The organism is Bradyrhizobium sp., from assembly GCF_049512235.1.
Classification (GTDB): Bacteria; Pseudomonadota; Alphaproteobacteria; order Rhizobiales; family Xanthobacteraceae; genus Bradyrhizobium.
Window position 1 is genome coordinate 1 of record NZ_JBEKXH010000168.1, and the last position, 12,676, is coordinate 12,676.

At 61.6% G+C, this 12,676-nt stretch carries 12 protein-coding genes and 1 pseudogene; 11 read left to right on the forward strand and 2 right to left on the reverse strand.

Going from position 1 to position 12,676, the window contains the following annotated elements; all coding sequences use genetic code 11:
• Positions 1-194: pseudogene (locus tag ABSG20_RS16925) on the forward strand (hypothetical protein); the annotation flags it as partial.
• Positions 195-609: 415 nt separating this feature from the next.
• Here ABSG20_RS16925 and ABSG20_RS16930 read toward each other — a convergent pair.
• Both ABSG20_RS16930 and ABSG20_RS16935 read right to left on the reverse strand, forming a co-directional pair.
• The gene (locus tag ABSG20_RS16930; RefSeq protein WP_423865660.1) at positions 610-1,293 is read right to left on the reverse strand and encodes a nucleotidyl transferase AbiEii/AbiGii toxin family protein; all 684 of its coding nucleotides are present in this window, start codon (positions 1,291-1,293) and stop codon (positions 610-612) included.
• 255 nt (positions 1,294-1,548) lie between these two features.
• Positions 1,549-2,688 carry an alpha-hydroxy acid oxidase gene (locus ABSG20_RS16935; protein WP_423865661.1) on the reverse strand — a complete coding sequence of 380 codons (1,140 nt, stop codon included), beginning with the start codon at positions 2,686-2,688 and terminating at the stop codon, positions 1,549-1,551.
• Positions 2,689-2,795: 107 nt separating this feature from the next.
• Here ABSG20_RS16935 and ABSG20_RS16940 point away from each other — a divergent pair, with 107 nt between their 5' ends.
• The 10 genes from ABSG20_RS16940 to ABSG20_RS16985 form a co-directional block, all read left to right on the forward strand.
• Positions 2,796-2,966 carry a hypothetical protein gene (locus tag ABSG20_RS16940; protein ID WP_423865662.1) on the forward strand — a complete coding sequence of 57 codons (171 nt, stop codon included), beginning with the start codon at positions 2,796-2,798 and terminating at the stop codon, positions 2,964-2,966.
• A gap of 216 nt (positions 2,967-3,182) precedes the next feature.
• Positions 3,183-4,529 (forward strand): phosphoglucosamine mutase, encoded by a 1,347-nt coding sequence (glmM, locus tag ABSG20_RS16945; RefSeq protein WP_423865663.1) that lies wholly within the window; start codon positions 3,183-3,185, stop codon positions 4,527-4,529.
• Positions 4,530-4,717: 188 nt separating this feature from the next.
• Entirely contained in the window at positions 4,718-5,980 is a 1,263-nt protein-coding gene (locus ABSG20_RS16950; RefSeq protein ID WP_423865664.1) for an MFS transporter, read from the forward strand.
• A 371-nt stretch (positions 5,981-6,351) separates the two neighbouring features.
• On the forward strand, positions 6,352-7,182 hold the full coding sequence (locus ABSG20_RS16955; RefSeq protein ID WP_423865665.1) for an outer membrane protein: 831 nt from the start codon (positions 6,352-6,354) through the stop codon (positions 7,180-7,182).
• 199 nt (positions 7,183-7,381) lie between these two features.
• Positions 7,382-8,212: an outer membrane protein gene (locus tag ABSG20_RS16960; RefSeq protein WP_423865666.1), complete on the forward strand. Its 831-nt coding sequence runs from the start codon at positions 7,382-7,384 to the stop codon at positions 8,210-8,212.
• Positions 8,213-8,287: 75 nt separating this feature from the next.
• Positions 8,288-8,878 (forward strand): glutathione S-transferase family protein, encoded by a 591-nt coding sequence (locus tag ABSG20_RS16965; RefSeq protein WP_423865667.1) that lies wholly within the window; start codon positions 8,288-8,290, stop codon positions 8,876-8,878.
• Between the two features lie 11 nt (positions 8,879-8,889).
• Positions 8,890-9,360: a GNAT family N-acetyltransferase gene (locus ABSG20_RS16970; protein ID WP_423865668.1), complete on the forward strand. Its 471-nt coding sequence runs from the start codon at positions 8,890-8,892 to the stop codon at positions 9,358-9,360.
• A 308-nt stretch (positions 9,361-9,668) separates the two neighbouring features.
• Positions 9,669-11,831 carry a TadE/TadG family type IV pilus assembly protein gene (locus tag ABSG20_RS16975; RefSeq protein WP_423865669.1) on the forward strand — a complete coding sequence of 721 codons (2,163 nt, stop codon included), beginning with the start codon at positions 9,669-9,671 and terminating at the stop codon, positions 11,829-11,831.
• A 7-nt stretch (positions 11,832-11,838) separates the two neighbouring features.
• A complete protein-coding gene (locus ABSG20_RS16980; protein ID WP_423865670.1) occupies positions 11,839-12,330 on the forward strand; it encodes a TadE/TadG family type IV pilus assembly protein in 492 nt (163 codons plus the stop codon).
• A 3-nt stretch (positions 12,331-12,333) separates the two neighbouring features.
• On the forward strand, positions 12,334-12,676 hold a 343-nt coding region (locus ABSG20_RS16985; protein WP_423865671.1), incomplete at its 3' end, for a TadE/TadG family type IV pilus assembly protein.

Below are 12,676 nucleotides of genomic sequence, written 5' to 3' on the forward strand. Positions count from 1 at the left end.
TCAAATACAAGGAAGGCGAGAAGAAAGTCGTGGTGCCGCCGGGCACCCCGATCGTCACCTTCGTTGTCGGCGACAAGTCAGAACTGAAGCCGGGCGCCAAGATCATCATCTTCGGCGCGCTCAAGAAGGAGGACGGCACGCTGGAAGCCAACCGCGTTACTGTCGGCCGCGACGGTATCACGCCGCCGATGTGAGGACACCGCCGACATCCGAGCCAACGGGTCGCGCGACGGTGCGGGTCGATGGCGTGCCCACCATCTTTTTGCATCCGAAATGGTGGGCAGGGCGCAATGGCCGCCTTTGTTTGCCCACGCTACGCACTTCATCCGAATTGGCGCTTTGGCAAGGGGGGAGCGGGATACCGCCCCAGCTTAGAATTCCAGTAAGCCCAAGAGCGTGGATCGATGATCCCCGGCGGAGCATGATCGAGCGCCTCCCGCAAATCGTCGTCACTCAAGAAACTCCGCAATAGTTTCATATCCTCATGCGTGGCGCGCGCCACGGCATAGGCGACGAAGCGGAACGTGTCAGACAGAGCCTCTTGCGGCTCCTCGAACCATACAAGACGCCGTGCCAGCGCTTCGGTGTAAGGAGTGACAGGAATACCCTTCATCGCGAAGGCCCGCGATCAGGATTGACGCCAAGGTCAGGCCCGGCAATCGCCGGCAAACGATCAAGATCGACGTTGCGCGCGGCGTTCGCCAAACGATCCTTGACCGGCCGGGTGAGGCGGCGAAGGTTGCCATCCTCAAAGTAGGAAAGGGCCTTCAACGTGCTTTGCGGATTGAATTGCGTCCCGTATATCGCCAGACCGGCGGCAAGTGCCGTGGGCAAGTCGATACGGCCATCCGTCAATATGGCGTCGATGTCGATGTAATCCTTCGCCTCGGCGCGCATCTGCACCACAGAAGCCTTTGTCCCCCCTAGATCAAGAAGCGAAGCGACTTGCAAGCCATTGTCCGGCGCGATGAGTGGCGGCGCTAGCCGAGGAATCTCCGGCAGCCCGAAAAAGGACAGTTTGACCAAGCCACCGCGATCAACGCTGCAGCTGAACGTGTTCGGCTCGCGCTGCGTGACAATCGCGCCAGCGAGAAAGGGAACGGCGGGAACGAGCTTCACCGGATCGAGCGGCTTGTTGCCGAAGAAATCAAAGTCCGCGGACTGACGATGTCCGAGATGCAGCGCAATGGCCGTCCCACCATAGAGCACGAATTCCCTGGGGACAGCACCCAACTCATCCCAGACGCGGCGCTGCGGCGGCGGCAGGATGTCGAGGCGCGGGGCAAACTCCATAGTCAAGAAGATCTCTCTGGACTCGTTTCAATGTCCATCTTTCGAGAGCTAAAATCAAGATCGACATCAACGTTCGATCCGTCCCAAGGGGAGCATCGTCTACGGGTCGCGCGAAAGCGCTCCGATGACGGGCTCCGCGACGCGTCTCGAAGGATGGCCACAGAGGATGGCCGTACAAGCTGCCATGCTTCGAGACGCGCGCCGGAGCGCGCTCCTCGGGATGATGTTCGTGAGTATCGTTGCGCGAAAACGATACTAAACCGCCAGCACGTGATCGTCGATTTCGGCGATGCTGTTGACGCCGCACAGGCCCATGGTGACGCTGAGTTCGTTGCGGATGATGTCGATTGCCTTGGCGACGCCGGGGCCGCCGAAGGCGCCGAGGCCGTGAATATAGGCCCGGCCGATCATACAGGATTTGGCGCCGAGCGCGAGCGCGCGCATCACGTCCTGGCCGGAGCGAATGCCGCCATCAAACAGCACCTCGATCTGCGAGCCGACCTGATCGGATATCTCCGGCAGTACCTCGATCGACGATGGCGCGCCGTCGAGCTGCCGGCCGCCGTGGTTGGAGACCACCAGCGCCTGCGCGCCGGTCTTCACCGCGAGCTCGGCGTCTTCGACGTCGAGGATGCCCTTGACGATCAGTTTGCCCGGCCAGATGCTGCGGATCCAGTCGACGTCCTTCCAGTTCAGTGACGGGTCGAACTGCGAGGCGACCCAGCCCGACACCGAGGCAAGATCCTGCACGCCTGCCAAGTGGCCGGCGATATTGCCGAAATTCCGGCGCTTGCCGCGCAGGATGCCGGCCACCCAGGCCGGCTTGGTCGCGAAGTCCAGCGCGTTCTTCAGGCTGAGCAGTTGCGGCGGCACCGACAGGCCGTTCTTGATGTCGGCATGCCGCTGTCCGATCACCTGCAGGTCGACGGTCAACACCAGCGCGCTGCACTTGGCGGCGATCGCGCGCTCGATCAGGGCCTTGCAGAAACCGCGATCCTTCATGACGTAGAGCTGAAACCAGAACGGCTTTTCGACATTTTCGGCGACGTCCTCGATCGAGTTGATCGACATCGTGCTCAGGGTGTAGGGAATTCCGGCGGCCTGCGCGGCGCGGCAGGCGTGGATTTCGCCATCGCCATATTGCATGCCGGTCGAACCGACCGGGGCCAGGATCAGCGGCAGGTTCGCCTTTTCGCCGATGATGGTGGTCGAGAGATCGCGCGATGAAATATCCACCAGGATGCGCTGGCGAAACTTGATGTGCTGGAGGTCCTCGCGATTGGCGCGCAGCGTCTCCTCGGCATAGGAGCCGCGGTCGGCGTAATCGAAAAATGCCTTGGGCACTTTCCGCCTATGGACCTCGCGCAGGTCATCGATGCAGGTGATATGTTTCATGGACGGTCCCAGCCCTTCTTGTTTTTGCGGTTATGGCTGTTCATCTATCACGCTTGGGGGGTCGGCAAAATCGCCTTACGGAAGCAGGCGCTAACCGGAGGGTAGCCATGAACGGACCACGCTCGGATCCCAACAAGGAACCTGAAGGCGCCGCCAAGCGCCGTCTGGACCGTGCCCTGGAAGAAGGACTGGAGGAGACCTTTCCCGGGTCGGACCCCGTCAACATCATCCAGCCGCCGCCTTCAAAAGCCGACCATGAGATCAAGCGCAAGAACTAGCGCCGTGGCGCGGGGGGCGGCCCTTGGCATAATGTTTGCGTTAACAATAGGTTAAGAGGTTGGTCCCGGTTTGGTGGTCGGTAATGATTAATCATATTTTTTGAAGCCTTTTTTGCTCGGAAAGCATTATAAGCAGACTTCATGCTGGATTTGGCGTGCGTCGAGGCTTCTTCGCCGGATGGTTGTGAGAAACCTTGATAGAGGTCTGGGGGCTACATGAGTCGCAAATTCTTCGGTACGGACGGGATCAGGGGCCGTGCCAACGCTCTGATCACGCCGGAACTGGCGCTCAAGGTCGGCCAGGCGGCCGGCCTGGTATTTCAGCGCGGCGAGCATCGCCATCGCGTCGTCATCGGCAAGGATACGCGGCTCTCCGGCTATATGATCGAATACGCCATGGTGGCCGGCTTCACCTCGGTCGGCATGGATGTTCTGCTGCTCGGCCCGATGCCGACGCCGGCAGTGGCGATGCTGACCAAGTCGATGCGAGCCGATCTCGGCGTGATGATTTCCGCCTCGCATAATCTGTTCGAGGACAACGGCATCAAGCTGTTCGGTCCGCAGGGTTTCAAGCTTTCCGATGACGTCGAGAAACAGATCGAGCAGTTGCTCGACGAATCGCTCGACAAGCGTCTGGCGCAGAGCGCCAGTCTCGGGCGTGCCCGCCGCATCGACGGCGTCCATGACCGCTACATCGAGTTCGCCAAGCGCACGCTGCCGCGCGATCTCAGCCTCGACGGTTTGCGGGTGGTGGTCGATTGCGCCAACGGCGCAGCCTACAAGGTGGTGCCTGAAGCGCTATGGGAACTGGGCGCGGACGTCATTTCGATCGGCGTCGATCCGGATGGTTTCAACATCAACAAGGAATGCGGATCCACCGCGCCGGAAGCGCTGTGCCGCAAGGTCCGCGAAATGCGCGCCGACATCGGCATCGCGCTCGATGGCGACGCCGACCGCGTCATCCTCGTCGATGAGCGTGGACACCTGGTCGATGGCGACCAGCTGCTTGCGGTGATCGCGCAAAGCTGGAAGGAAGACGGCCGTCTCGCCAAGCCGGGGATTGTCGCAACCGTGATGTCGAATCTCGGCCTCGAACGCTTTCTCGAGGGCCAAGGCCTTGAGCTCCTGCGTACGCCGGTCGGCGATCGCTACGTGCTGGAGCAGATGCTGAGCGGCGGCTACAATCTCGGCGGCGAGCCCTCGGGCCACATCATATTGTCGGACTATGCCACCACGGGCGACGGGTTTGTCGCCGCGCTGCAGGTGCTCGCGGTGGTGCAAAGACTTCGCCGTCCGGTATCGGAGGTCTGCCATCGCTTCGACCCGCTGCCGCAGATCCTCAAGAACGTGCGCTACCGCAGCGGCAAGCCGCTCGACGACGCCGAGGTCAAAACGGCGATCCATGACGGCGAACAGCGGCTCAACGGCCATGGCCGGCTCCTGGTCCGCTCCTCCGGCACCGAGCCGGTGATCCGCGTGATGGGCGAGGGTCCCGACCGCACCCTGGTGGAGGACGTGGTCGATTGCATCGTCTCCGCGCTCGGTCATGCCGCTGCAGCGTGACGCGGCCTGTTGCTGAACCCGCGCGTCCATCGCCAACCCCTTCGCCCCGGGGCTGAGTTCACGGTCATGCCTTGGCGGATCGGGCGCATCTAATCGCATCGCAGCCATTATCTAATGGTGCTGGTCGGCGCGGCGCCGCCGTCGTAGGAAGCGCCTGCCGCCCGCGAATGTTTTCGGAAGAATCAACTTTGAACAAGCCCGTCACCATCTCCGAACAAGCCATGGTCGCGCCGGTGTCTGTGCCGGACGTGACGTCCGCCCCGTCGGCGAAGCCGGCCGCGGCCGCGGGGCCGGCCTATATCGTGTTGGGCGGCATCAGCCTGTCGCATTTTCTCAACGACACCATGCAGTCGCTGATCCCGTCGGTCTATCCGATATTCAAGGCCAGCTATGCGCTCGACTTCGCACAGCTTGGACTGATCACGCTGGCGTTCCAGTTCACCGCCTCGCTGCTGCAGCCGGTGATCGGCCACTTCACCGACCGCAAGGCCCAACCGTTTTCGCTCGCCATCGGCATGGGATTTACCTTTTTCGGTCTGCTGCTGCTCAGCGTCGCGCAGCAATATCTTGTCATTTTGCTGGCGGCGGCGCTGGTCGGACTGGGCTCGGCGGTGTTCCATCCGGAATCGGCACGGATCGCACGGCTGGCCTCGGGCGGACGCTACGGCTTCGCGCAGTCGGTGTTTCAGGTCGGCGGCAATTTCGGCACCTCGATGGGGCCGTTGCTCGCGGCATTGATCGTTGTGCCGTTCGGCCAGCCCAGCATCGCCTGGTTCTCTATCGTTGCATTTCTGGCCATCATGATCCTGTGGCGGATCGGGCAGTGGTACAAGCCGCAGACAACAGGAAAAAAAATGGCGCCGCTCCTGGCGCATCCGGACGCGCCAAGCTCACGCCGGATCAAGATCGCGCTTGTTGTGCTGGTGGCGCTGTTGTTTTCCAAGCAGCTCTACGTCTCGAGCCTGTCGAGCTATTACATCTTCTATTTGATCGACAAGTTCGGCGTCTCGACCCAGGCCGCGCAGCTCTATCTCTTTATTTTCCTTGCCGCGAACGCCGCAGGGGCATTCTTCGGCGGTCCGGTGGGCGATCGGATCGGCCGCAAATATGTGATCTGGTTTTCGATCCTCGGCGCGCTGCCGTTCACGCTGGCGCTGCCCTTTTCCGGCCTGTTCGCCAGCGCCGTGCTGACGGTATTCATCGGCTTTATCCTGTCGTCGGCGACGTCGTCGATCATCGTGTTCGCGCAGGAACTGGTGCCGCACCGCTTCGGAATGATTTCCGGAGTATTTTTCGGCTTCGCCTTCGGCATCGGCGGTCTCGGCGCCGCGGTGCTCGGCAAGATCGCCGACCACACCGGCATCGCTTTCGTCTATCAGGTCTGCGCGCTGCTGCCCGCGATCGGGCTGCTCGCGGTGTTCTTGCCGAAGATGCCGAGAGGCGCGCGCTGAGACGGACCGGCCGCGCGGAAGCCCGCCGGATTCTGTCAATAACTTGTTAGCAAATGCTGCGACCGCGCCGGTGTCCGCTGCGGTCGATTTCAGCGATGCCAAAATTCCGCGACGCGCGATCGTTGAAAATTCCGGGCGGCGTCGAATTGCTTTACCCCGGAAAACATTGAAGCTCCATGAGCTTAATTGCCATCGCCGCGGCTGCCTTCGGCAGGCCGCGAGGGTTTAACTCGGCGTTAGACGCGCAAGAGAATATCAACCTTAAATATTAGGGTTAAGGGGCGCTTAAACATTTCGTGGCATCGTCTGGTTGTGAGTTTTTGATGTGAGGCCTCCGCTGTCTGCCTCACCAGACAAAAGGGACGAAGCCGATGCGTAGCGTTAAGACTTTCCTGGCCGCGGGAGCGGTTTCACTGTTGTCGTCGGCAGCCTTCGCCGCGGACCTGGGCGTTGCGCCGGCGCCGTATTATGCGCCGCCACCGGCCCAGGATTTCGGCGGCTGGTACCTGCGCGGCGATATCGGAATGACCAACTCGTTCACCAAGCTGCATGACAATCTCTATGACACGCTGCCGGCCGGAACGTCGCTCCAGCAGCTTGGCCAGGGTTTCAGCGGCGGAACACTATGGGGGATCGGCGCCGGCTATCAATTCAACAGCTGGCTCCGCGCCGATATCACCGGTGAATATCGTTCCCGGGTCAGCTTCAGCGGCAGCGATTATTCGATCTACCCCAATGGCGGCGGCGCACTCTCGGATGTCTATAGCGGCGGGTACACCAGCTGGGTCGGACTGGTCAACGTCTATGCCGACCTCGGAACCTGGTGGTGCCTGACTCCCTTCATCGGTGCCGGCATCGGCGGAGCGCACATCCAGACCAGCGGCTTGCAGGACTCCGGCTTCACGAGCTACGGCGCGCAGTCCTCCTATTTCGCCAGCGGAGCTTCGACGACCAACTTCGCCTGGGCGGCTCATGCCGGTGTCGCCTACAAGGTAACCAACAATTTCACTGTCGAGCTTGCCTACCGCTATCTCGACATGGGCACGGCCGTTCATGGCCAGGGCATCTTCTACGATGGCACGCCGACCGGTGTTTCCACGTTCCAGTTCCGCGACATCACTTCGCAGGATCTCAAGATCGGCGTGCGCTGGACCTGCTGCGATCTGCCGCCGCCTCCGCCGCCGATTATCCGCAAGGGCTGATCACGTCGGATCTAGCAGAGCTTTAGCGACGGCGCGGGTTTTCCCGCGCCGTTTTGCTTGTGCGCGCGCGGCAGGAACTCCGAACAGTGGATTTGCGGCTTTCGGGCAAGATCATGCCGATCAGAGCCGCCGAGAACGATTGCTTAAGGTTAACCGGCGATGATCAGCGCCTAAAGTTGGTGTCGACAGGAGCGTCGCGATGCGTAGGTTTGTGCTGGGGGCAGTGATGTTAGGCGCGGTGTCCGGCGCGCACGCGGCCGACATGCCCGACCTTCCGATTCTGCGCGGCGCTTTCACCGACGGGCTGACCACGACGAAGGTGAACTGGCAGGGCTACTACATCGGCGCCCAGGGCGGCTACGGCTCGTCCGACGAGAATTTCTCAGGCGCGACCGGCACGATGGTTGCGCAGATATTGGCCAACACGACAATCGAAAACGAGATGAATGTTTCGCAATGGCCGTCGGGCCTCGGGAAGTCCTCGGCGCGTTCGTCGGGATTCGGCGGGTTTGCTGGATATAACTCACAATGGGATGATGTCGTCATCGGCGTTGAAGCAAGTTACCTGCACGGCAATTTCGGTGGTTCCTCTTCCGGCAGCGAGGAGCGGATCGCGATATTGTCGGACGGCTATTCTCACGACGTGTTGTCAACCTCCACCGCATCGATCGCCATCAGCGATATGGCAACGCTCCGCGCACGCGCCGGCTACGCATTTGGAAGTTTTCTGCCGTATATGTTTGGTGGCTTTGCACTCGGCGACGCCGACATTTCGCGTACGGTCGCCATCCTGGATGTCCCTACCTTCGCCGGCTCCCCGCCGCCGGTCTCCCCGCTTCCGATTTTCACCCCTTCTTTGTCAGTAACCCAGCATGGTCACCTGATCTATGGATATTCCGGAGGCCTCGGCTTCGACGTCAATCTGATCGGCGGGCTGTTCATGCGTGCCGAGTGGGAATATATCCGCTTTACCGATACGATCGACACCAGCATCAACACCGCCCGCGTTGGTCTGGGCTATAAATTCTGATCGGTCGCGACGCCGCTTCCGGTTGACAGGATCGTCTTGCTCTGCTGCCCTGTCGTCGGCGAGCGAGGGCGAACCATGAAAATCTACGGCGACGGGAATTCGGGCAATTGCCAGAAAGTAAAATGGGTCTGTGACAGGCTGAAGCTGCCCTATATTTGGGTCGGCGTCGACACGCTCAAGCATGAGACCCGCACCGCCTCTTTTCTCAAGCTTAACAGCGCCGGCCAGGTGCCTGTGGTCGAATTCGACGACGGCCGGACGCTGGCGCAATCCAATGCCATCATCCGATACCTCGCCCGTGGCAGCGATCTCATTCCCTCCGATCCCTTCGCGGCGGCGAAGATGGACGAGTGGCTGTTCTGGGAACAATACAGCCACGAACCCTATATCGCGGTATGCCGCTTCCAGATGGTCTATCTCGGCAAGCCCGCCTCCGATCTCGATCCCGACAAGATCAAGCGCGGCTATGCGGCGCTGGCGCGGATGGAGCAGCAGCTGGCCGTGACGCGATTTCTGGTCGGCGATGGCTTTTCGCTCGCCGATGTCGCGCTGTTGGCCTATACGCGGCTCGCGCATCAGGGCGGCTTTCACCTCGACGGCTACGCCGCGTTGCGGCGCTGGATCGGCGAGGCCGAAAGATCGCTCGGGCTGATGCCCGCGCCTTGAGTGGCACCGTGATGGCGACGATTTCCCCAGTCACGATCCGGCGCGCCCGCCGCGGGGACGTCGGCGTCATCGTCGGCATGCTGGCCGACGATCCGCTCGGAGCCGCGCGCGAACGCATCGAAGACCCGCTGCCGCCGTGCTATTTCCAGGCGTTCGATGTGCTCGAACATGCTTTTCATATCCAGCTCGTGGTCGCGGAGGACGATACCGGCGCCGTCGTCGGCTGCCTGCAGCTTTGCATTCTGCCGGGCTTGAGTTCGCAGGGCGCCTTGAGAGCCCTGATCGAAGACGTCCGCGTCGCCAGCCCTTGGCGCGGCCGCGGTATCGGGGAACAGCTCGTCCAATGGGCGGTTTCCGAAGCCCGCGCCCGCGATTGCAGGCTGATCGAACTGTTCACGCATCGCAGCCGCGTCGATGCGCAGCGGTTCTATGCGCGGCTGGGGTTTCGGCCGAGCCACGTCGGGATGACCTTGCGATTTTGATTGCAACGGGTTTCGCGCGGCCTTCGCGCCCACTTGCGATTCCAGCCGGGCGTCGGCTATCGGAGAACCCATTTTATACCTTGACTCAGGAATTCGCCGAGCGCCGCGGGCCTGGGCGCCGAAGCCCTTGCCTTTGCCGGGTAGTTCTACGGAACTACGTACACATCTAATTAAATCCCTGCGTCGCAGTGTGAGCGTTAGGACGATTGAAGCTGTTTGTTGGGCCGCAGAGTCGGCCTCGGCAACGCACTTGGCGAGCTGAGTGTTTCGAAAAGCCCGATACGGCATAACGCATGAGAGAGTGTCCATTGACCCACACGCATATCAATGCCGCATGCAGGCGGTTGCTGCGGACGCTGAGCCGGTTCGGAAATGATACGCGCGGCAACATCGCACTGATTTTCGGACTCTCTGCCGTCATGATCTTCACCGGGGTCGGCGCCGGTCTCGATCTGTCGCGGGCCTATCTGGCGCGTCAAAAGCTGTCGGAGGTCGCCGCGCTGGCCTGCCAGTACGCCAGCCGTCCGGCCATCGTCGATACCTCGACCGCTTCCTACAACGGCACCGGCGGCGGAGCAACCTACTCCTCCCAGGTCACAAACTTCATCACCGCCACCTGGCAAAACCAGAACATCAGCCTGACCCAGACCAACGGCACGCCGTTTACCTATACCCAGGGCGGGGCTGCGAATGTCAGCCTGTCGGCGTCGGTGCCGACCACTTTCATGCAGATCGCGGGCTTTACGGCCGTTCCGATTCAGGCCCAGGCGCACTGCTACGACACGCCGAGTTCGGTCCAGCAGCGCGTGCCGGACAGCAATTCGCAAGATGTAATTCAGGAGAGCTTCGAGACCAACACTACCGGCAAAGCGGTCACCTATTACTCGCCCACGGGCTCCGCGGTGGGGTGGCCGGGCCCGGTCATCTCGGCCCCGACCGGATATAACGCCGCCGTCGGCTACACCGGAGCGGGCGGCACCCAGTGGCATGTCGAAGGTTATTGTCTCGAGCAGGACATTGTCGGAAAAAACGAGGCGACCGTATTCGACGGCAACTATTCGGTCGAGCTCGATTGCGACAACGGCAGCGGCACCAAGGGCAACAGCTCAATCTCGACGCTGGTTTATGCTCCCGCCGGAACTTACGAACTGCGCTACGCTTATGCGTCCCGCATCGGCTACCCCAGTTATGACCCGACCTATCTGTGCGGCTCCTCCGCCACCGATCTGAACTGGGCCAACAGCTCCTCGACATCGGCGTCGGGCTCGATGGCGACGGCCTACCGCACCAACCAGATCAACGTCTATTTCGATCTCAATCCCGCCAGCAACCAGCCGCCGCAACATACCACGCTCGACGGCACCGAGCAGCTGGCCGGCAGCAATTTGATCGACATGTGTCTCTATGGGCAAAGCTGGATCCAGCGCAGTGTCACGATCAACGTCACCACCGCCGGCTATTACTGGCTGAGCTTTGCCGCCGATGGCGGCAACGATTCCTACGGCGGCCAGCTCGACGATATCCTGTTTTGCAGGTTCAGCTGCAGCGGATCGGTGCAGGACAATTACACGACGGCATGGGCGGCTTCCAGCCTGCTGTTCGAGGATACCTTCGAAAGCCCGAGCTATTCGGGATCGAACTACAACACCAATGGCAACGTCAATAACAGCGACGGGAGTTCATCGTTCTGGAACGTGTCCGGCAACGGATGGTCCAACGCGCCCATCAACCAGTTGCCGTACTGGGTCAGTGGATGCCCGCAAAGCAAACAGTGCGTGGAACTTGGCTGGTACGGCGGCAGCAATACCAGCAACAGCCTGATCAGCCAGTCATTCCTGCTGGTCCCGGGCTACTACAAGATCCAGTACGACTACGTTTCCGAGGTCACGTTCTCGTCGCTCAGCGCCGTCTATTGCGGATCGACGCCCACCGCCGCCAACATATCAACGCTGTCGGCCGCCAGCAGCACTGGCATGGATCGCGTTCTTGGCGTCAACCACGGTACGCTGACGCACGATACCAATACCGTCGGCGTCTTCATGTCGCATGCCCAGCTGGCAAGCACGCCGAACAGCGGCAACGCGCTGGGATCGGCCACCAGCTATACCAATCCAGACGGTACAACGACGACCACGCCAACAGTCCCGCCCAACGGTGTCAGCTTGACCAGCTACAATGCGTCGCAGTCCAACCCATTGATCGATATCTGTGGTTACGCTGCGACGGCGCAAGCACGAACGAGCTACGTCTTCGTCGAGAAGCCGGCCTACTATTGGCTGACGCTGGCGGCCCTCGGTGCTGCAGACGTATTTGGCGGGCAGATCGACGACGTCAGGATCACCTCGGTCGGCAGTCCCTATATGTCGAGCCCGCCGGCTGGCGCGGTCACCCTCCCGGTGCCCTCGCCGCAGCCGGGCTCGACCATCGCCTACACCGGCTTCACCATTCCCGCCGATCCTCTTGCACCATGATAGCCTCATGATACGTCGCGGCCAACGGACCGGGCTGATCGGTCGCTTCATCCGCGATCGCCGCGCATCCTCGGCGGTGGAATTCGCCATCGTCGCGGCGCCGTTCTTCTTCCTGTTGATGGCGGTCACCCAGGTCGGCATCTTCTACATGGCGCAATCCGCGCTCGATACCGGCACGACCAAGACGGCCGAAACGCTGCGCACCAACTTCACCACCGGCACCACCGCGACACTGCTCGGTGCGGCGGCGCTGAAGAGCAGCGTGGTCACCAGCGCCGGCGCGATGATAACAAACGATTCCACCCTGGCGGTCGAAATCAGGCAACTGACCAGCCTGTCATCGGTGTCGGTGCCGATCGTCGACGGGACCGTCGACTACGGATCGACGACCAGCACGCTGGTTTTGCGCGCCCAATCCACCGTCATCACCCTGGCTCCGGGCCTCGGCGGGTTGAACACGATCTATTCAAGCGCGCTGGTGCGCCGGCAGGGCACCTGAGCCATGCGTGAGCGACTTTTGCGTTTCATCCGCTCCCGCTCCGCTACGGCGGCGATCGAGTTCGCCTTCATCGTGCCGATCCTGGTGATGATGATGGCGGGAGTCGTCGAATGCGGTCGGCTGTTTCAGGTGTATAACGCCACCAACCGGCTCGCGACCCAGTACGCAATCGTCTATGCCGATTGCTCGGACGACCCGGTGGGCACCTGCGCCACCGAACTTGCCGCGCTGGGCACGACAACGGCGTTCGCCAACATCGTGCCGCAGCTGCAAACCAGCCAATTGTCGGTTACGATCTTTCAGGTCAGGATGTCCGGCACGACACCCACTGTCGAGTACGGCTATC